This window comes from Oligoflexus sp., assembly GCF_035638955.1.
Lineage (GTDB): Bacteria > Bdellovibrionota_B > Oligoflexia > Oligoflexales > Oligoflexaceae > Oligoflexus.
Genome location: NZ_DASQYZ010000389.1, coordinates 1 through 20,421 on the forward strand (window position 1 = coordinate 1; position 20,421 = coordinate 20,421).

17 protein-coding genes, 3 tRNA genes and 1 pseudogene are annotated in these 20,421 nt (G+C 53.4%); 13 read left to right on the top strand and 8 right to left on the bottom strand.

The genetic code is table 11. From position 1 onward, the window contains the following. The 4 genes from VE954_RS33590 to VE954_RS33605 all read right to left on the bottom strand — a co-directional run. Window positions 1-263, bottom strand: a 263-nt coding sequence (locus tag VE954_RS33590) for a fasciclin domain-containing protein (protein ID WP_414699055.1), incomplete at its 3' end; no start/stop codon positions are given. Window positions 264-545: 282 nt separating this feature from the next. Continuing rightward, window positions 546-1,307, bottom strand: coding sequence for an SDR family NAD(P)-dependent oxidoreductase (locus tag VE954_RS33595; protein WP_324961296.1), 762 nt, complete (start codon window positions 1,305-1,307; stop codon window positions 546-548). Continuing rightward, on the bottom strand, window positions 1,304-2,152 hold the full coding sequence (locus tag VE954_RS33600) for a R3H domain-containing nucleic acid-binding protein (RefSeq protein WP_324961298.1): 849 nt from the start codon (window positions 2,150-2,152) through the stop codon (window positions 1,304-1,306). The genes VE954_RS33595 and VE954_RS33600 overlap by 4 nt, the downstream gene beginning before the upstream one ends. A 302-nt stretch (window positions 2,153-2,454) precedes the next feature. Next, on the bottom strand, window positions 2,455-2,775 hold the full coding sequence (locus tag VE954_RS33605) for a hypothetical protein (protein WP_324961300.1): 321 nt from the start codon (window positions 2,773-2,775) through the stop codon (window positions 2,455-2,457). Between the two features lie 178 nt (window positions 2,776-2,953). Here VE954_RS33605 and VE954_RS33610 point away from each other — a divergent pair. From VE954_RS33610 to recN, 4 genes are all read left to right on the top strand, one after another. After that, a tRNA-Lys gene (locus VE954_RS33610) sits at window positions 2,954-3,026 on the top strand. 15 nt (window positions 3,027-3,041) lie between these two features. Continuing rightward, window positions 3,042-3,118: transfer RNA gene (locus tag VE954_RS33615), tRNA-Glu, on the top strand. Window positions 3,119-3,212: 94 nt separating this feature from the next. Continuing rightward, window positions 3,213-3,288 (top strand) — tRNA-Thr (locus tag VE954_RS33620). Between the two features lie 105 nt (window positions 3,289-3,393). Beyond that, on the top strand, window positions 3,394-5,178 hold the full coding sequence (gene recN / locus VE954_RS33625; RefSeq protein ID WP_324961302.1) for a DNA repair protein RecN: 1,785 nt from the start codon (window positions 3,394-3,396) through the stop codon (window positions 5,176-5,178). A gap of 15 nt (window positions 5,179-5,193) precedes the next feature. On the opposite strand, the gene VE954_RS33630 is transcribed toward recN, so the two are convergent. From VE954_RS33630 to VE954_RS33640, 3 genes are read right to left on the bottom strand one after another with little or no spacing between them, the layout of a single operon-like run. After that, the gene (locus VE954_RS33630) at window positions 5,194-6,738 is read right to left on the bottom strand and encodes a hypothetical protein (protein ID WP_324961304.1); all 1,545 of its coding nucleotides are present in this window, start codon (window positions 6,736-6,738) and stop codon (window positions 5,194-5,196) included. A 45-nt stretch (window positions 6,739-6,783) separates the two neighbouring features. Continuing rightward, window positions 6,784-7,512: an outer membrane beta-barrel protein gene (locus VE954_RS33635; protein WP_324961306.1), complete on the bottom strand. Its 729-nt coding sequence runs from the start codon at window positions 7,510-7,512 to the stop codon at window positions 6,784-6,786. A 41-nt stretch (window positions 7,513-7,553) separates the two neighbouring features. Beyond that, window positions 7,554-8,660 carry a hypothetical protein gene (locus tag VE954_RS33640; RefSeq protein WP_324961308.1) on the bottom strand — a complete coding sequence of 369 codons (1,107 nt, stop codon included), beginning with the start codon at window positions 8,658-8,660 and terminating at the stop codon, window positions 7,554-7,556. Window positions 8,661-9,011: 351 nt separating this feature from the next. Here VE954_RS33640 and VE954_RS33645 point away from each other — a divergent pair, with 351 nt between their 5' ends. The 7 genes from VE954_RS33645 to VE954_RS33675 all read left to right on the top strand — a co-directional run bounded on the left by VE954_RS33645 (window position 9,012) and on the right by VE954_RS33675 (window position 16,709). Continuing rightward, window positions 9,012-9,608 (top strand): TetR/AcrR family transcriptional regulator, encoded by a 597-nt coding sequence (locus VE954_RS33645; RefSeq protein ID WP_324961309.1) that lies wholly within the window; start codon window positions 9,012-9,014, stop codon window positions 9,606-9,608. Window positions 9,609-9,886: 278 nt separating this feature from the next. Next, complete coding sequence (locus tag VE954_RS33650; RefSeq protein ID WP_324961311.1) at window positions 9,887-10,990, top strand: hypothetical protein; 1,104 nt, start codon at window positions 9,887-9,889, stop codon at window positions 10,988-10,990. Between the two features lie 57 nt (window positions 10,991-11,047). Beyond that, window positions 11,048-11,974: a hypothetical protein gene (locus tag VE954_RS33655; RefSeq protein ID WP_324961313.1), complete on the top strand. Its 927-nt coding sequence runs from the start codon at window positions 11,048-11,050 to the stop codon at window positions 11,972-11,974. After that, window positions 11,971-13,788 carry a hypothetical protein gene (locus tag VE954_RS33660; RefSeq protein ID WP_324961314.1) on the top strand — a complete coding sequence of 606 codons (1,818 nt, stop codon included), beginning with the start codon at window positions 11,971-11,973 and terminating at the stop codon, window positions 13,786-13,788. The genes VE954_RS33655 and VE954_RS33660 overlap by 4 nt, the downstream gene beginning before the upstream one ends. 216 nt (window positions 13,789-14,004) lie before the next feature. Continuing rightward, entirely contained in the window at window positions 14,005-14,940 is a 936-nt protein-coding gene (gene lpxC / locus VE954_RS33665) for a UDP-3-O-acyl-N-acetylglucosamine deacetylase (protein ID WP_324961316.1), read from the top strand. Window positions 14,941-15,037: 97 nt separating this feature from the next. Further along, on the top strand, window positions 15,038-16,213 hold the full coding sequence (locus VE954_RS33670; RefSeq protein WP_324961318.1) for a ComEC/Rec2 family competence protein: 1,176 nt from the start codon (window positions 15,038-15,040) through the stop codon (window positions 16,211-16,213). Window positions 16,214-16,271: 58 nt separating this feature from the next. Continuing rightward, a complete protein-coding gene (locus VE954_RS33675; protein ID WP_324961320.1) occupies window positions 16,272-16,709 on the top strand; it encodes a response regulator in 438 nt (145 codons plus the stop codon). 8 nt (window positions 16,710-16,717) lie between these two features. Here the strand turns inward: VE954_RS33675 and VE954_RS33680 are convergent, their stop codons facing one another. Further along, window positions 16,718-17,851, bottom strand: a complete 1,134-nt coding sequence (locus tag VE954_RS33680; protein WP_324961322.1) for a hypothetical protein — start codon at window positions 17,849-17,851, stop codon at window positions 16,718-16,720. Window positions 17,852-18,030: 179 nt separating this feature from the next. On the opposite strand from VE954_RS33680, the gene dnaK reads away from it, so the two are divergent. Together dnaK and VE954_RS33690 are read left to right on the top strand one after the other, a co-directional pair. Next, entirely contained in the window at window positions 18,031-19,932 is a 1,902-nt protein-coding gene (gene dnaK / locus VE954_RS33685; RefSeq protein ID WP_324961324.1) for a molecular chaperone DnaK, read from the top strand. A gap of 181 nt (window positions 19,933-20,113) precedes the next feature. Next, window positions 20,114-20,421, top strand: a pseudogene (locus tag VE954_RS33690) (hypothetical protein); the annotation flags it as partial.

Below are 20,421 nucleotides of genomic sequence, written 5' to 3' on the forward strand. Positions count from 1 at the left end.
AGAATGCTCGACAGCTTCTCCTTGTCAGCGAGCAAAGCCTCGATCGTGCCAGCAGGAAGCTTGGCAAACGCAGCATTGGTGGGGGCGAACACAGTGAAGGGACCTTCACCCTGCAGCACGCTGACAAGATCAGCCGCCTTCAGCGCGGTCACGAGAGTTGAAAAGCTCTCGTCACTCTGAGCAATCGAAACGATATCCAAAGGCTCCTGGGCAGGCGGTTGAACCGCAGTGTCAACCGGTGGTGTGGCAGCGGATTGAGCCATTTGCATCGAGAATCCAAGACTGATGGCCAAGAACACATTCAGTAGTTTCATACCATAACCCTTTCATTCGTGTTGAAGTACAACATCAGTGGTTATCAGCTGGATGCAAAACCTTGACAATATTCAATTTGAATTATGAGTAAATTTTTAAAAAAATGAATTCCCGGCGACAGGCACGAAGACTCGTGTTTCATAGGATAAAATAGGTAGGCAGGAGTGGTTATTTTTCTGCGCTGAAGAGAGAGAACACACCGGAACAGGAGTGGTTCCGGTCAGGAAAACTTAAGACTGCCGATGAACTTTATAAACACTCGCTTGCGCGGTGGGCATCACCACAATGCTATCAATGTTCACGTGCGGTGGACGCGAGGTCATGAACTGCACGCATTCAGCAATATCGCGACCATTGAGTGGAGTCAGGCCTTTATAAACCTGCTTCGCTTTATTCGCATCGCCGCGGAAGCGCACCACGGAAAATTCCGTCTCAACCATACCAGGATCAACGGTGGAGACGCGGATACCGGTGCCATTCAGCTCATGCTTCAAAACACCTGTCAAAGCCCTTACCCCGAATTTGCTCGCGCAGTAGGCGCCGCCGTTTTCATAGGGTTGATGGCCCGCAATGGAACCAATCATCACAATGTGACCAGCATTCTGTTTTTTGAAGACAGGAATCAAAGCCTGGGTGACACGCATCACGCCCAGGACATTGGTATCGAGGATGGTTTCCCAGTCATCAACGCGGCCGGTTTCAACCGGTTCCAGACCGATCACCAGACCGGCATTATTCACCAGGATATCAAGATGGCTATGTTTTTGGAGAGCGGCCTGGACCCAAGCCTGAACGGATTCATTGGACCGAACATCCAGCGGCAGGCACACGACCGAGGCCGCGCCTTTTTCCTTCAGGATACCTTCGAGGGCCTGAAGTTTCTGCAGACGGCGGGCACCTAACACAAGGTGGCAGCCTTGTTCCGCATAAACCAGGGCGAGCGCTTCACCGATACCGGCAGAAGCGCCCGTAATACAAACGACCGGGGTCATGAATTGTCCTCTTGCTCCGTCTTTTCGCGCGTTACAACGACGGCGCGTTGCATGCCTTCACCAGTCGAAAAGGAATGAAAACCTTCAGCGACGGCTTTTTTATGCTGCAGACGACGGAAGAAACTATTGGAAGGATCGAGCTTAATTTCAGCCAGACCGGGATTGGTGCGCAATTGATCCACGGCGAGGCGCACGGCTTCCAAAGCCGCTCTCTCCTGATCCGCATGGCCATTGGGACGCGGGCCAGCATTGGCTTCACGGCGCGGTCCACGAGGACCCCGATCGCGATCCTGACCACCACCTTGACCGCTGCGTTCATGACGATCGCGCCCGCCCTGCTGAGGACGACCTCCGCCACCGCCTTGGCTGCTGCCACCGGTCCGACGTGGTGGGCCTTTGTCACCAGGACGGCCCCGACGCTGAAAGGGTGTATAGCGACCGACGGGGGGACGACTGCCTACTTCCCAGACCTGCTCGTCTTTTTTGACGAAGACCCAACGCAAGTAGGTTTTGAAATGGGAGGAAAAGTTGGGCAGGAATTGATCCAGATGCCGATCAATGGTTTCCCACACGCCGTTATTATCACTGGCCTGAAGGGCATCAAATGTATTTTGACTATCCGCTCCGGCCAGAATCTTCAAATCCAGGCAGAAAAATACCGAAGGGGCTGTAAGATTGCCGATATTTTCCATGGTCATACTGTGATCTTCAACCAATGCCGGGAACTGGTCGACATACCAGCGCAGACAGGCTTCAATCTGCTGCCTAAGATCACCCAGGTCACGAAAGTTATCCCGCTCGCCATCCAAAAATGCCGATCCATGCGGCCATCTTTGAGGACCCATGGCTTTGCCTGGCAAGGCCTTACAGGTCTGTTCATATTCGAAGCAGGAATAAAGAAAGTAATCCAACTTCAAGTTACTGGGTTTTGATTGTGTCGTACTAATGGCAGCACCCTACTGTAAAATGGAAGATGACGCGTCGCAGGTAAGTCGTCGAGGCTGACGTCGCGGACTGCGACTGCACTGAGGCCCGGGGCCGAGCTGCAGCGTATATGTTGAAAATTATAACAAGATTCTGGCAAAAGGTAATCGTGAAAAAATATCCAGATGGACATCCCTCCGCATCGACCTGATGGCATCTATGTTCAATGAGCCAGACGTCTTGCTAAACTCAAGACACGAGAACTGACCTGCGATAATTCTTCGACTTCGGTCCACTGATCGGTATCGCGCTGCATGGTATAAGCCATGAGTTCATGCTCGCCTTCAAAGGCTTCGATGATGGACTCAATCGCTTCTTTCCAGGCCGGGGTGTTTTCTGTAGTAGCCCGGAGCTGCTCCGCTGCTTTGCGAAGATCGGTGACCGCGTCATGTTCCTTTTGTCGCTCCAGGAGCGGGCACAGTTTATCAATAGCGGAGATAAGATCGCTATTCGTGGTTACGCGGTTTCTTTTGATGATCGTCATGCGGCGCTTACTTTCTCTCGAACAGGGCTGACTGTCTACGTAGGTGGGCTCATACTAGGAGAAAGCAACCTAAAAATCAACTTACCTGAGGCGGCAAATTAATTGGAAAAATAAGTTGACACAAAAATCGTGCGACTGTAGATAGTTAACTCCCAACGCAAGGCGTTTGGAATCGTGAGGGCTCTTAGCTCAGTTGGTAGAGCAGCACACTTTTAATGTGCGGGTCGCTGGTTCGAATCCAGCAGGGCTCACTTTTTATCTTCCTGGTCCCCATCGTCTAGTTGGCCCAGGACACCGCCCTTTCACGGCGGCGACGGGGGTTCGAATCCCCCTGGGGACGCCATTCCGCTCTTTATTTTTTTCAGGTTTCTGAGCACAATAGGAATGACCATTCGTAGCGCCAACAGGCGCATTATTGGTTTATGCTAGCGTCGAAAGCCATCGTAGCTCAGTTGGTAGAGCAGCTGATTCGTAATCAGCAGGTCGTGGGTTCAACTCCCGTCGATGGCTCCACTCTTCTTCTTCTCAACTCCCATACAAATGTAAAAGTCACTTGCCAAGTTTTCACAGCTTCGAGACATTGTGGGAAGTTCGTCCGCTATTCCACGGAGTTTTCCGATGATTACCCAGTTGTCCATCCGCGGTCTTGCCATCATTGAAGAGCTGCATATTGAATTTTCTCCGCAGCTCAACGTCATCACTGGCGAGACGGGTGCAGGCAAATCCATATTGATTAAAGCTCTGCATTTTCTGTTAGGGGCCAAGGCCGATCCCGAAGTGATCCGGCGTGGCTTTCCCCGGGCTCATGTGTCGGCCTCGTTTCTCTTGCCTCGCAGTCATTCCTGCGTCGAAGTCCTGGATACGCATGGTATCTGGCATGACGATCAGGAGCTGACCGAACTCATCATTCGGCGAGAAATCGCCCAAAAGGGCCGCTCCCAGGCGTGGGTGAATGATCAGCCTATTACTCTGTCGCTGCTCAAGGAACTGGGCGGCACCTTGATTGACATTTATGGCCAGCATGAAAATCACCGCATGCTGGATCCCCACACTCATCTGGATTATATCGACGAGTTTGTGACGGATCAGACTCTCAAAGACAAGGTGCAGACGGCCATGCAGCAGGCTTTGCAAATCCTGCAGGAGCTGCGCAAGCGCCTTGACCAGTATCAGACACGGCGACGTGAGCAGGATTATCTGCAGTTCCGTTTCGATGAACTGGCTCGCTTTGGCCCCAGTCTCGAGGATTACGAGCGCACCGTGAAACAGTGCGAAGAGTCCGGTCTGGTCATGGCCCAACAAAAGGTCTTTGATCAGGCGCAGCGCATCTGTGATGAAGGCTATAATGGGCGCGGGCTCAGCTCGGCCCTGCAGGATTTACAAAGACTGCTGGAGCAACCGGCGGAGATACTGCAGGACGCCTCGTTACAGGCCAGCCTCGCGCAACTCAATGAGCTGAGCGCTGTTCTGGATGAATTGAGCTATGGTATCGGCCGTACGGTGTCGCGTCATTCCCTGGATGAAGCAGAAATTGAGGAGCTGCAGACTCGTCTGGCTGGCTATCAAAGTCTTTTGCGCAAGCTCGCGGTTCGCAGCATCGACGAGATGATGGCGGAATATGAGCGGCTTGAAGCCGAATTATCATTCGTGCAGCAGGGGCCCGAGGCGATGGCGGAGTCACTGGACAAGCTTAAAAAGCTGCTCAATGAAGCCGATGAGCATGCCCATAAGCTTTCCCAGGTCAGGCGCGAGGCCGCCCAGCGGGCCGTTCAGTCGGTCGTGAGTGAACTCCATGATCTGAATATGAAGGGTGCTCGCATTGATTTCGATTTTCAGGAGGTGCAGAACACCATTCCTGATCTCGATATCGCTGAAATCGATCCCGGTCTGGTGGATGACTGGCACCATTGTGCTCAAATCCTGACAGAGACGGGCCGTCAGGGCCGTGAACGCGGGCAGTTTCTGCTGTCGGCCAACCCCGGCGAGGGACTGAAACCCCTGGCCAAGGTTGCCTCAGGCGGTGAAATTTCGCGTATCATGCTGGGTTTCAAAAAGGCTTTGGCTATGGGCGCCAATACCTGTGTCATGGTTTTTGATGAAATCGACACGGGTATTTCCGGGCACACGGCGCATATCGTGGGCAAAAAATTGAAAGAACTCTCGACCAGCTTTCAGGTGATTTGCATCTCGCACTTGCCTCAGGTCGCAGCTTATGGCGATGCCCACTTTTTGGTGCAAAAAGCCCAAAAAGGCGAATCCACAGAGTCGCAGATTTTGCGGTTGAATCGAAAAGCCAGCGAAGAGGAAATCGCGCGTCTGCTGTCGGGTGATCAGGTGACGAACTCGAGTCTGACTCATGCCAGGCAGCTGATCAAAGCTGCCCGCGATCGCGTCACTACCTAAGGAATAAGGAAAGGATCAGTCCACTCCGGTCGGAACAATCGGCCGGAACCGACTCTGCATCAGCTTGAATTTCTTTTGAATCAGCTGCTGCCGGGTCTTGGCCTGCATTTCCCGAATCTGTTTCAGTTTCTTCTCGGAAACGTAAACGTAGTAGGGCATGTCTACAACGTCCTGCGCTCCAATAGATATAGGCACCCGATTGGTTCGACGATCCCAGTCGGCCGTGGCCAGCGCGATGTATTGAGTCAGGTAGTAGCGTCCGACCACCAGGGGCATCAGCATATCACCTTCCACCGGCAAATCCAGAGAATGACCGGTTAAAGGAGCGCCTGCGGCTTCAATCCGCGACAGGTCAGTCACCTGACCCGCGCGATGCAGCTGCCGTGGGCTCAGCTTTAAAAATCCAACCTTGAGCGTGGTATCCTGGGTCTGCGGCGGAATCTTATAACGAATATCGCGCGAACCTTGAATACTCAGCCACACTTCCTCTTCAAAGAAAAGCAAAGGGACATCCGATGTACCTTCGGCAAAAGGATACGTCTTATCGGTTTCATAAAGGAAAATTTCCCGGCTGCCGAGACAGGTCCAATCCCAGGCCGAACAGTCAAGATCGACCAGCACCGAGCGGGCCTTGCGTTCGGTCAGTTCACCTTCAACCAACGTCACCTTGTGCTCGTGCAAGGATCCATTCAATTTCACCGAGGCCTCACCTGGCAGCACCGGATAGGTTTCATTGAGATCGAGCCAGTGACCCTGGTTGAGTTCGACAAAGGAGGGTGTGCCCGTGATGCTGGAGGAAGCCTGAATATTCACGTTATCCGAGGCGCCGACCTTTAAAAAGGCTGGACGCAGTTCGTACTGCTGACCTTCCGCCAGATCCGCTTCCATGCGCGTGCCATTCACTTCAACCCGATAGCGGCCTTTCAAAAGAAATTGCCAATGTCCGAATTTTTGTGTCTCCGTAATCGACAAGAGACTGTCAGCCGGCGAAACGAAGAAACTGGTGGCGGGTTTCATGCCTTCATACGCGGCGATTTTAATACCCGAGAGGTTATAGCTTAGAATCTTGGGATCGGCCGTGTCGTTGATCTTGCTGAAATCGATCGACATCGGAATCATGCCAACCAAAAGATCACGGTTGCCGTGCAGAATATTTAAGGCATAGCGGTTATGAAGGTGCTGACGGGATTTGGTCTTCGTGAAGCGATTGCACTGAATCGAAAAATTATCCTCGGCGGCGGGTGCCACCGGCGGATTGAATAAAACCTGATGCGCGACGAGCGACTGGGTCACGTTCGGCAGAACAGTCAGGATCTCATAGCTGCAATCAGCGAGGATCAGGTATCGGCCTGGCACCAGCCTCAGCGGCTGGTTATATTGGCCAACTTGCTCCGAGATGAACTGCAGGGGTTCTTCGGATTCGATGCGATAGATTTCATAAGTTCCTGGATTCGGTGCACGCACCATGACTTCGCCGGTCACTTCTTCCAGGCGACAGCCCTGCAGGAGCGTGACGAAGAAGGCAAGAACGCACAAGATTCCGCGAGGGCTTGTTTTCATCGGGATCCATACTGAGTCGCTGGGGGCCTGGTCTTTCGGCCTGCGTCAGAGCATGAACCGAAGATCAACACCTAATTGGACGGACTTAAACGCTCCGGTGCCGAGGGTCAGTTTCCCGCCTACGGCGAATTTTTCCAGAACAAGATACGATACCCCACCGCCGAGGTTCAGATCAACACCCGATTTCTCAAGGCTTTGGTCCACAGTTGTCAGCGTATCGTTCGAATTCAGATGCGTTTGCGAAACGCCCAGTTCCGCCGAGGCATTCACCGCAAGTTTACTATTCAAAGCCATGCGGCCCTTGGCACCAAACAGATAGCTCTCAACGATAGCGCGGTACTCACGCTGATCCTGCTGCACCAGTGCCTCAACCGGACGATAGCGGAAGGTGCCAAACAGATCGAATTTCTGCAAAATCGTGAGGAAACGATAGCCCGCTTCGACATCAGCCGTCGTGCCTGTGACCCAATCGCCCTTGCTTCCTGAAAGGTTGATCCAGGAAAAACTTGAAGCCAGATACATCCGCTCGACGCCTGTCGCCGGAGGGGTTTGACCTGGAGCCTGGGTTTGAATAGCGGGCTGAACTGTGCTGGTCCCAGCCGGCACACTGTCGCTGGCTGGCGTCGGCTGTCCGCCTGGCAGCGGCGTATTCGCGGCCGGGGCTTTATCCGAGTCAGCCTGCAGTGTATCGAGACCCTTCGCCAGACCTGGAGACGAAAGGCAAACAGCGAGAATATAGGGGGAAACCGCGATGGATAATCTTTGGATCGACATGGACCTTGTCCTCTTATGATGACAACTGTTTAACGTCAGTATTAGAGCAAGACCTTAAGTTGCACGGCGTAACGGCGATCCTCTTTGAACCCGGCTTGAGCTCCCAGCTCTTCGGCATAGGTGATGGCGCGCAGGCTGATAAGACCGACATCAAATTGGAAACCGGCTGTCAGGTAACCTTGATAGAGACCGGCCTGCAACTTGATGAGGTTGCCGTAGCCAACTTCCGTACCGAGATTCCATTTCTTGGAAAATGAGTAGGGCTGGTTGATCGAGTGCATATCCATCGAAGTCAAAACATAAAGCTTGTCGCGCTGGATTGGCTTCAAACTGAAACCTACGTTGACGCTCGCCAACTGGGGGGGCGGGTTGCCCAGGGCTTCACCGCCGATGTCTTTGGCTTCATAGGTCGTGGCACCGATATCGGTGATACTGACGCCGATGGTTGGTTCCATCGTTTTGCTTGGCGTAAAGAGGAGCCCGAGGTCAGCGCCGGTCCCAAAACCAGACAACACATAGTCATCTATTTTTTTACCGCCGGTATCCGAACCTGTGGTTTTGAAGGATTCGATGTCTTCCATGCTGAACTGTCGATCGACACCAGCCCGGGCCCGCGCTTTGATGGAGGCGCCGAGGCTCAGTTTGTCCTCGAGAAAATTCATCGCATACGAGAAGGGCATGACGAAACGCAGGCCAGTGTCGAAGTCGACCGAGATATTCTTATGGAAGACCATGGAGGCTCCCATTTCGATACCCATACCGAAGCCAAAGTTTTTAAAGATCAAGTGTGGTGTCAGACCGAGGCCCACGTGGTAGCTTTCGCCTGTGTTGGCTTCGATCAAATCCAAACTGTCGGAGACCTTGCCACTTTTCAATTTTTCCTGGGCGTCGTCCATCAGGCTGCCGAGGTTGGTCGAGGCGATGGTCCGGGGGTTTAAGAATTCCCCATCCCACTCCTTAAGGCGAGCGAGACCTGCCGGGTTATAGAAGAGAGCGTTGTAGTCGTCGGCAACGGCCACATAAGCATTGCCCATACCCAAAGGCCGAAGGCCGAAGTGGGTCCAGTTCTCATGATCCTTGCTCACACCAGGCTGAGCGTGGATCGCCAGAAAGCTGACTGCCGTTCCTGTCAGGGTCTGCCACCGCATGCTGTTCTCCACAACGAGGGTCCGTCATTGGGCCCCGGTCCGAAAATAGAAATATTCGCAGTTTATGTCAGTCAACTGTATCACATCCCATTTTAAACCGCCAAATTGGGTCGAATAAGAGAGTCTGGTGATTGAAGATTCGCCGGGAAATTATCGGCTTGCCAAATCCGTTGCAAGCCGCCTGCTCTCGTTGCGAAAGGACAAGGCCCGTGCTAACATACCGTCTTCGTCTCGACCTCTGTCCCGCACAAGGGCTTGTCACCAACGAGCTTCAAGACTCTTTTGATACGCGGATGGAGGATGGTGGCGCCCCACAGGACCGGCGCCCTTGTAGTACTAAATGGTGGCAACATGTCTAAGCCAGATGTAGCAGCAGAACGTAAGGATCAGATCGTACGGGCGACCGTCGAATGTATCACTAAGCACGGTTATCACAATTTCTCGATGCAGGACGTCGCGCGCACCGCCGGTGTCAGCAAGGGCATCATTCATTATTATTTTTTGAATAAAGATGACCTGATGATGTCCGTCCTCGACCGCGTCGCGGGGGATATCGAGAATATTCTGGTGGCGGATATGGTATTGATCACCGATCCCGTCCAGAAACTCCGGATCTTCATGTCCGTGAGCTTCGATATCGTGCGTGGGACCAAGGAATACTATCAAGTGAATATGGACTTCTGGACCCAAATCAACCAGAAGAAGGAAGTCCGCCAAGTTATCTCCCGGCATTACGCGAAATTCCGCGATAGCTGCGCACGGGTCATTGAAGAGGGCGTCAAAGCGGGCGTTTTCAAAAACGTAAACCCCCATTACTACGCGTCCCTGGTCATTGCCATCATTGACGGCATCAGCTTGCAGTGGCTCTTCGACGAAACCGTCTACGAGTACGACGAGGTCGTCAAGGTTGCCAGCCAGCAGATTCTCGATGGCCTTGTGTTGAGATAACGGTCCGGGTGCGCCTGGTCCCGGGCCCGCCTCATGGCTAGGCACAGCGTCAGCCCTCCGGGCCCGTCCTATGGCAAAGTACCGCGTTAGCCCTCCGGGCCCGTCCTATGGCAAAGCACTGCGTCAGCCCTCCGGGCCCGTCCTATGGCAAAGCACCGCGTTAGCCCTCCGGGCCCGTCTCTTTCGACATCCGACGACTCCGTCAATTTCTATTAAAGATCCCCGTCCTTTGCTATGATGGTTGATAACACAGCGTAGGCAAAGGCGGAGTCTGTCCCATGGATGTTTCCCTGGCATTGGAAATCAATGATCTGGTCCTCCAGCTCAACAAGGGGGCCTCGATCCCTGAGCAGCATTTCGAAACCATTCTGGAAAAGCTCCAGGATTACGAATGCTGGTCGCTGTATTTCCGCCTTCTGGAAGCGCAAATCGACAATCCCAAGAAGCGCCAGCTCCATTTTTACGTACGCACGGCCCGGGCCTATGCGGTCCATCTGGAAGATATCCAGCGGTCGGCCAAAATTTGCGTCAAGCTGCTCAAGGACCTGCGGATGTCCTATGCGGAATTTCGCGAGCGTGCCCTTTGCCATATGATCAGCGAACAGGACTTTGAATCCGAGGCCATTATCCTGCAGGCAATTCTGCCTCGCCTGAGGACCAAGGAAGATTCTGTCGCCTGTTTGGAACGCCTCTGTCTTATCTTTGAAAAGAAAAAATACGACGAATTGCAGCTGAACCGTTGCTATGAACGACTCATCGATCTGGAACCCAACAACCTCAAGGCTCTGCGCTACTTCAAGGTTGTTTATACGCAAAACAACCAGTGGGATAAAGTCGTCTCGGTCTTGCAAAGCCTTTTTCAAAATGCGAAACATATCAACGATCGTTATCGTAGCGCTCAGGAATTGGCGGCCGTGTATCTGTACCAGCTTGATCAGGCACAGAATGCGGTCGATATTATTGAGAAGCATTGCGCTGACAGTCCCTTGAATACCTTCACGATTCACTATGAAGCGTATTTTCGTCAGCAGAATTGGGAAGGCTGCCTTAAAGTTCTGCGCAACTACTTGCGCAAGATCGAGGGCAATCTTAACAAGGCCATCATTCATTATAAGATAGGCGAACTCGAAGAACAGCTGAAACGGCCCATGGATGCGGAAGAAAGCTATCTGAAGAGTCTGGAGCTGGCGCCGCGAATGCTGGAACCCCTGGAAAACCTGATCGAAATGCACCTTGAGGCGCATCGATGGGACCGGGTGCTCACCGATCTTGGGCGCTTGTATGAACTGGTGGATGATCCTTATTTGAAGGAAAAAGTGCGCGAAGGTCGCACTCGTTTGCAGGATGCATATGATGCCAGTCGCGTGTCCGAAGCCAGGTAAGACGAAGGCCGGGCTGCGAGAATCCACCGACCGGCATTTCGACAATAAGGCTGCGGCATGTATCTTTACGAAACGTCTCTTTCGATTCAGGGCAGCGTCTGTCGCTGGCCCTTGCCTCCGGTGGATCGGGTTCTGCAAAGGGCCCGGGCCTTGGACTCGCTGGTTCTCAGTCGCGTTCATACGATTGCGGACCGACCCAGCCTTTTGCTGTATGCCTCATCGGATGCGCAAAGGCCGCCCATGTCCTCCCTTTTTTCCCGCACGACCATTCTCAATAGCCTGACGGATCTTTGGAATGCCATCCTGAAAGAACCTTATGGTCATGCGTGTTTTGCGCAGATCGTCGATCAGGCGCCAGGTCTTCAGGAGCCGAGTCGGGCGGCTCTGGAGCTCTCGCTGTCCAAAGTAAAACCTTTTGATATGCACGCTTTTGAGCAGTTGCTGGAAACTCAGGATCGGGTCAATCGCACTCCAGAAAGTCAGGCCTTGCTCCAGGATAATCTGGGGCGTCTCTTGAGTGTGGGACCCGTGGCTCGCCGCAAGCCAGGAATGCCCATCGATACCAGCCGCAGTCTCACCTGTGTCGAAGCTTTCCTTGAGACGGATGCCGTCGATCGCGGCAGCGGCCCCTGCGTGCTGCGCGGTCGGGATTTTCCTGTCACCGATTTCCGGGAAAGTTTACAGGGCGTGCCGGAATTTTTTCAGAGGTGGAACGGCTGGCTGCAGGATGAAGGCCTCACCCCATCCAGCCTGGATCGGATCTATGTTTACAGTCATATCAAAAACCTCCTGCCGGCTTGCTGGGATGAACTGCGGTCCCGCGGGGTGGCAGCGGATCAAGTACGGCTGCCGCAGTGGTCCGGCCTGGCCAATGCCCTGAGCAGCTTTATGGAATTTTTGCTGACCGATGCCAAGCGTGCGACTTACCTTTATTTCCCCTTGAACGGTCGTTGTCATATGGCCTATCTGGTGCGTAACACATGAAATATGAACAGCACGACAACCTGATTCTCGCCGACTGGACTTATACAGGAAGTCCCCTCAGCCGGGACGTTGATGATACCCTGAAAATTTTTGAAGAGATGATGGAACGGGTTTATCAAACGGCCGCAAAAAGCCGTCTGGATGCCGTTATCTGGATTCAAAAAGTACCCGTCCATGATTTTCATGCGCATTGGCTTGACGAAGTGGATGCCACCCTGCAACGTGATGAACTTCGCTGGCGTCTGCGCCGCTGGTACCGTTTGCGGCAGAATATACAGTTTTCGCCGGTGCCCTGGTTTTATGTGACGGAATATGGCTGCCAGGGCACTTTCTTTGAAATGATGCTCGTCTGTCATCGCCGCTTTGTCTTCAATCGCGAGACCTGGTTTGGATTTCCTGAAATGGCTGCTGGATCCATGCCGCCGCTCGGCTGGGTTGCCAGTCAGTTGAACAAAAGACCCAGGCTTTTGGAGCAATGGCAAAGACGGCCTTTGATGCGAGCGGAAGAAGTGGTGAACCTTGGGCTCGTGGATGCGGCGCTGACCTGGAAAGACTGGCGTTTGCAGCTCCTGCCCTGGGCCGCGAGACAGATCGCAACCTGGTATCAGGAGCATCCGCAGCGGAATAAAGTGCAGCTGATGCATGATCATACCGCGGTGATGTGGAACGACAAGGCCATCCGAGACCAGGCGCGCATGCCTATTCAGATTCATTTGAATGCCCCGAAACTCCGGGAAACACCCAGCACGACCGATTATGTCCTGCTGGATACAGCGGCCCATTTTTACTGCCAGCCGCAGTACCACGCCTTCCTCGAAAGACATATCCATCAGATCCAAACCTGGGGTGAGCCGCCGCATTTCGAATTGGTTTACCTCGACGTCAATGAAGCTTTGCCACCGCTTTCTCTGCTCACGCGCCTCCTGGATAATGGCTATCGACTTTGTTTTATCGCCAGCTCGGCCGAGATTCTGCGGCAGGGATTGGAAGTGATGTTCGTGCAGCTCGATACCTATTATCGCCGCAGTGTCCTTCAGCAATTCGAGCGGCAGATCGCGTGGTATGTGGGCGAAACGCCTAAACAGCCTCAATACCCGACGCTCGGCTTCGGTGCGTTCCGCAATTTTCAGTTCAACCTACGTGATCTTCGTATTCGTGGCTGGGCCCTGGCCGCCCAAAGTGTACCGCGGCAGACGGCTGAAATTTCCGATGATCACGCCTCAAGAGGGAGTCTTCTGCGGGCCTTCTTCGATGGCATCCACTGCATCGCGAGTCCGCACAAGCCGCGGCCCGCGCTTTATTATGTGAAATCTCTCGCGCTGCAGGCTCTGGTAGCTTATGCCGAGCAGTCGGGTGAAGCGCTGCCCATTGTGCTGGAGCAGCTTCGCAATCTCGGCTGGCATCTGATGGGCAGTGAGAGGCATTGGCAACGTTTCATTGAATATCGAACCAGCATTCAAGGTCGGGTGCCGGTCGCGGAACTCGAGCTCATGGGCAACCTGACCTTGGACCAAAAACTTCTGCATGCCCCGCATTGGCGAGCGGTTTGCGAGATGGCTGTCGCTCGTGCCAGCAAGGAAAATTTGCAAAGGGGTCCGGGTCTTCTGCAGAGCTATCTGGTGGGTTTCTGCATGCAGCTGGCCCAGGCGCTGGTACAGGCGTCCTGCTTACAAACGATCGATCAGTCCCAACTCTATGTCGCCGACGCTCTGGGTTTTCCGGAAAGCTGGGGCACAGCAGCTATCTTCGAAGAGCGAACTGGCATCGCGCGACCGTATTTCAAACATCGCGACTCGATGCGAGGCTATCGTTAGCTTGAGGTTTTCAGCAGGTGTTTTGTTGTAGACTTGCAACGCCATTCTGAATAGTGTGGCGCTGCTGCCACACTTCGCTTCTTTTACGGTCGGTTTTTCAAAAAATTATCCAATAAAATCAGGTTGTTCAGATTAAACCAAAATGGAAATTGGTGGCACAGGTCTTGCTCTTAAGGAGGTGGGTCTGTCGTTTCCCTTTTTAAATTTGAGGCTTGAATGCTTCTCGCGCAAAATCAAACAACTCTGCTCAACACGGTAACCTTTACCGGCAAGGGTTTGCATAGCGGTCGTATGGTTCGCATGACGGTGAAACCGGCTGCGGCTCATTCAGGGATTCAGTTTCAAAGAGTGGATAGCCCCTGCAGTCTTCCGGTTCGCGCCATCGCTCAACGCGTAAGCTCAACCGCTCTGTCGACCACCATTGGTACCGGCAGTGAATCCGTTTCCACCATCGAACATCTGATGGCCGCCTTTGCCGGTCTTGGAATTAGTAATGCACTGGTTCAGATCGATGCTCCTGAGTTGCCGATTATGGATGGCAGCTCCGCGGCTTTTGTTCGTCGTTTCCTGAGCGCTGGCTTGAAAGATCTGGCGGCTCCTGCGAAAGCCTATCGTTTGAAACAAAGTGTGGTGATTCAGGAAGGCGATAAAATGCTGCGCCTTGAACCATCCGATCGTCAAAGAATCAAATGCTCGATTGAATTCAAAGCCGCTGTGATCGGTTGCCAGTCCATCGATTACGTCGCGACTTTGGAAAACTTCCTGACTATTGCTGATGCTCGTACCTTCTGCAATCTGAGCGACGTGAAAGCGATGCGCGAACAGGGTCTGGCTCTAGGCGGCGGTCTTGAAAATGCAGTTGTGATCGCGGAACACGGCGTGATGAATGAAGAAGGCCTGCGTTCTCCTGATGAATTTGTTCGGCACAAATTGCTTGACCTGATCGGCGACTTTGCTCTCTTGGGTGCTCCTTTGTTGGCTGATATCTATGCTCATAAATCCGGTCACGCCCTGCATGCCAAGGCGGTCCAGACTTTGGTAAACGAGGCGGATGAATATCTGGAAGAGTTCCAGCCGGATCTGAGCGATGTTGCTCTGTCGATGACTTTGAACCATATGCTGCCTGCAGCTGGTATCGCGCACTACGCGTAAGCGCGGCGCGGACATCGGCTGCTTGACCCTGTCACTCGATCGATAGAACCACTCCTGCTAACCTTGTGTTTCCACAAGGTCCCGCAGGAGTGGTTTTTTGTTGCCGTTCAGCTTTCTCGCCGGTCAATGCACGATGGGACTTCTTCTGCTTCTGCCGCTGGCTGAACGAGGTTGGCTCCTTTGGATTCCTGCTCTTATATTTCTGCGCGGCTGGGAGCGCCTCGCTTTTGCACTGGGCTGTGCCTGGCAAAAATATTGGGCACCTGATGCCTTCGCTCCCATGCCGTCGTTTTTTTGGTTTCTGGGTTCTGCAGAAACCGAGGCCGATCCCATTCCCATTTTTTTCAAAGACGGCGCTCTCGACCGACTGGCCGATGGGCTGGCTCAACAGGCTGAGGATTTTTTTCTCGCCTGGGATCCTGACTGGGGACTATGGTTTTTACGCTTTGGTTTTGGTCTGAAACTGGAGGGTGGTGATGATTGGCCGCGGATCTATCAGGAACTCGGACTCCTGCATGTCCTGGTGGTGAGTGGCGCCCATTTCAGTTTCATTGGTGGCCTGTGTCAGACTCTTTTGGGAAGTCCAGGTCGCATCGGCTATGCCATGCGCCTCTTGTCGTTCCCGGCCTGGCTGGGATGGATGACGGCGACCAGGATGATGGTGACCGTCCTGATCACGCTCTTTGCTTTGATCGTCGGATTCAACCCACCTTGTCAACGCGCATGGCTGAGTCTTCTGCTCGGACTTTGGCTGCCTTTAATCGGCGCGCCGCTGGATGACATGCGAAGGGATCGCTGGGTTTTTACCGTGCAGGCTCTCTGTTTTCCAGGAAGCTTTCTCAGCCTTTCGAACGCCCTGAGCTGGAGTGCTTACACCATGGTCCGCTATCTCAAACCCTGGCCGAAAGCCTGGCAGCGGCGCCTCTTGCCGGCTGTGGAAGGACCACTCATTGCCGTGAACCTGAGTTATTTTGGTTTATTCAGCCCTTGGGGACTTTGTCTCAACACTCTCTTACAACCTGTCTGGCATATTGTGCTCGGCTGCGGCCTGCTCTATTGGATTTGGCCTCAAGCCTGGATCGGCGAGGGTCTGCAGCACATGCTGCGGCTCCTGCACGAAGGCATCCTGTTTGTTCATGAGCATGGCCAGCAGAATGGGCCGGTCCAGTGGGAAGGGCGTGGCCCATGGGGAGCCCTCGGGCGCAGCATCCTATGGTGCGCAGCCAGTTGGACGTTTTTCCGCCTGTGGCGAAGGCGAGAGGACGCTTGCTGAAACCTGCCTTCTCCCGTAACCTGATTGCATAGGGGGCCGCCCCTGTGAAGGAGGAGCCATGAGAGCTTTGATCGTTGATGATTCTCCCAAAGTGCGCAGCGAATTGCGTCAGCTTCTGGGTCGTATGGGTTGGAATATTGTGGGTGAAGCCGTCAACGGTGCTGAAGCGCTGGAAATGGCCGAGGAATTCAAACCGGATCTCGTGACGCTGGATATTATCATGCCCGAGATGGACGGCATCGAATGCTATCGGGAGCTTCGAAAATTAAGCCAGCCGCCACGCTGCCTTCTGATTTCCGTCCTGGCAGCTGAACCTCGTGTGATTTCAGCCTATGCGAATGAAATACTCGCCAGTCATTTTTTGAAAAAACCGGTGCAGGAAAAAGACCTGCGGGAAAGGCTGGACGAGGTGATGTCGATGCCACCTCTGCCTTACCCGGCGCCCTCTGAACTGCCCGGCGGTGCTGATCACGACGCTCTGGGTTCAGGTGACTGAAACCGTCCTCACGACGCCCGGCTGAAACCGGGCGCGCGATTGCCGCCCATCCGACCGATGGTGGCCGAAAGTTTCTGCAACTCCTCCTCCTCGCGTTCGGCTTTTTTCTTCAGGCTGGTAAAGATGCTGATCCCTGATACACCCAGGGAAAACAGGGCCACGAGAAGAAACGCCGGATGCCAGCTGATGCCCAGCAGGAAGAAAATAAACGCAGCAAAGGCTGTGACATAAGCATTGATCAGAATCTTGTCATGATAAACCATGGCCAGCTCACCCATCAGGATGCCCTTGCCATAGCCATCAAGAACCAGCTTTTTCTCTTTGGCCCTATAGAAATGCCGCACGAGACTGCGCGGTCGATACAGATAACCCACCTTCCAAACCGGCACATGAATCAGCTGAATACCCGCGACTTCCAGTTCCGTGCGGTAGTCGATCAGATAATCGGAATTCAAGCAGGCGAGCTTATAATGATAGAGCTCGACGTGATTCCGCGCGCGCCGCAAGCCTTCTTCCTCCTCGACCTGAATGCCGAGAATGGGCAGACCGTTGGCATATTTGAATTCAAAGTAATGACGCGCTTCATAAGCCGACTTCTGTTCGTCATCCATAAGACGACCACGCGAGAAGGTCGAGTCAAACGGAAAACCATCCCATTCCACATGAATCGGTTCGGTAGGTTCATGCAAGCGGGTGAGGCCCCAGGTTTCACAGATATTGGATCGCGCCAAAACAGCCCAACGATAGCTCCGGCGAAACTGTCCAGTCTCAGTCAAATATTCATTGGTGGTATGGGTGGCAACCTGACGGTTTTGCTTGCGCACGAGACCCTTCCAGGCCGTATGCCCTTCCACGGAAACTATCCACACTGGCACGCTAAAACCCTGCACATCGACAACAAAGAATTCCTTGTCGACCGTTCCGGGCTTGTGATGAATGCGCCGCAACCATTCCAGGGCCAGCTCTTTGACCGTACCAGCGTCGAGCAGGTTCGGCACAATATAGTGATCCCCGAAAAGTTCCTTCTGACCGGATTCGACGTGGAACTTAAACGTCGCCGAGCAGAAGGGGCAAAGCAGCAAATAATCTGAAAAATTATACTGGGATGCCTTATTACAGGAAGGGCATTGCAATTCGTACACAGCGCTCATCCTCCTCGTTTCTTTCATCTTATCATGATTGACCCGTTGACAGCGGGCCGACAGGCATTAGGTTTAAGGAGAGAAAGCAAGCCAAGCCTAAATGGCATAATGGCATCCATGAGACTGATCGTTTAACCCTTGAGCAGGCCCCACCAGGGTTGCCAAAGATGGAGTAAGATATGGGAAAGATTATAGGAATCGACTTGGGAACGACCAACTCAGTGGTGGCCGTGATGGAAAACGGGCAGCCCGTGATCATCGCCAATGCAGAAGGTAAACGCACGACGCCCAGCGTGATTGGCTTTGCCAAAAACGGCGATGTTCTGGTCGGGGATGCCGCCCGTCGTCAGGCCGTGACCAACCCACGCAATACCGTTTATTCGGCCAAGCGTTTTATGGGTTGCACCTTTGCCGAACGCAAAGACGAAGCCGAAAAAATGCCTTACAAAGTCAACCGCGGTAAATCCGATATGGTTGTCTTCGAAATCGATGGCAAGACCTATACTCCGCAGGAAATCGGTGCCAAGGTTTTAGGCAAGCTGAAGCAGGCTGCTGAAGATTATCTGGGTCAGCCCGTGACAGAAGCGGTGATCACCGTTCCCGCCTATTTCAATGACAGTCAACGTCAGGCCACCAAGGATGCCGGTCGCATCGCGGGTCTGGACGTCAAGCGTATCGTTAACGAGCCAACAGCAGCGGCTTTGGCTTATGGTTTGGATAAAAAGAAGAATGAAAAAATCGCCGTTTATGACTTCGGTGGTGGTACCTTCGATATTTCGATCCTCGAAGTGGGTGAGAACGTCGTCGAAGTATTGGCAACCGGTGGTGACACCCACCTCGGTGGTGACAACATCGACGAACTCCTCATTAAATGGCTGGTGGATGGCTTCAAGTCAGAAACCGGTGTGGACGTCAAAGGCGATCCAATGGCCATGCAGCGTCTCAAAGAAGCTGCAGAAAAAGCCAAGATCGAGCTTTCTTCCGCTCAGTCGACCGACGTGAATCTGCCGTTCCTAACAGCCGATCAAAGCGGTCCCAAGCATTTGAACGTAAGCCTGACCCGGGCGAAGTTCGAGCAGTTGATTGGTGAGATTATCGAAAAAACTCTGGCGCCTTGCCGTCAGGTTTTGAAAGATTCCAAACTCAGCGTCGAAGAAGTTCAGGAAGTTCTGCTCGTGGGTGGTTCGACTCGTATTCCACTCGTTCAGCAGAAAGTAAAAGACTTCTTCAAGCGTGAACCCAACCGTACGGTGAACCCCGATGAAGTGGTGGCCGTTGGTGCTGCGGTTCAAGGTGGTGTGCTGGCTGGTGACGTGAAAGACGTTCTCCTCCTGGATGTTACGCCTCTGACTCTCGGTATCGAAACCTTGGGTGGTGTGATGACCAAGTTGATCGAACGCAATACCACGATACCAACCAAGAAGAGTCAAATCTTCTCGACGGCTGCTGACAATCAGACGTCCGTTGAGATCAACGTCCTTCAAGGTGAACGTGAAATGGCAGCCGACAACCGTCAGCTGGCCCGCTTTACCCTGCAGGACATTCCGTCCGCCCCTCGTGGTGTGCCCCAGGTTGAAGTGACCTTCGATATCGATGCCAACGGTATCCTTTCGGTTTCGGCCAAGGACCTCGGCACCGGCAAGGAGCAAAAACTTCGGATCGAAGCTGCCACGAAGATTGATGAGCGCGATATCGATCGCATGGTGAAGGAAGCCGAAGCCAACAAGGATGCTGACCGTCAGCGTCGCGAAATGGTGGAGAATAAGAACCAGCTGGATTCCTTGATCTTCTCGACGGAAAAGTCGCTGAAAGACGGGGAAGGCAAAGTTCCCGCCGACATCAAGTCGGATCTGGAAAGCGCTCTGGCCTCGGCCAAATCCAAGCTGAATTCGACCGACGCTGCCGAACTGAAAGCAGCCAAGGACGAACTCGAAGCCAAGTCGCACAACCTGGCTGAAGCTCTCTATAAGCAAGCCGCTGGTGGACAGCAGGGCGCCAGCAGCAGCGGTCCGCAAGGAGCCGCCGGCAGCAAGTCGAGCGATCCGAACGTGGTCGATGCCGAATTTGAAGATGGCAAGTAATTGCTGATGTGAAAAAGATGGCGGTCTTCCCTTGGGCAGACCGCCTTTTTTTATAAACACAGGACCAAATACCCACTTCTTCAGATGTGGGATGAAAGGGCCTCAGCTATCGTCCAGCTCGCAGATAATTCCATTGCAGAAATCACTGTCTATGGTAGAAGCCATGCACGGAGGCGCAAGGATGCTGCTGACCTACAGATTCAGACTGAAAGACGGCACCAGGAGAAGAGAGCTGAAAGCTCTGGCTGGGAATGTCAATTTCGTTTGGAATTTCAGCAACGCGATCATCCGCCGCCGCTGGCAGGAGTCACGATTTTACACCAGCAAAAATGATCTGCATGTCCTGACCAAGGGCTCATCGAAACTGCTCGCCATCAACTCCCAGACCATCCAGGCAGTCGCTTACGAATGCCTTTTGCGGGTTCAAAAAGCCAAAAAATCAGTTCGATTGCGAACCGGGAAAAAGAACCTGGGCTGGATTCCTTTCAA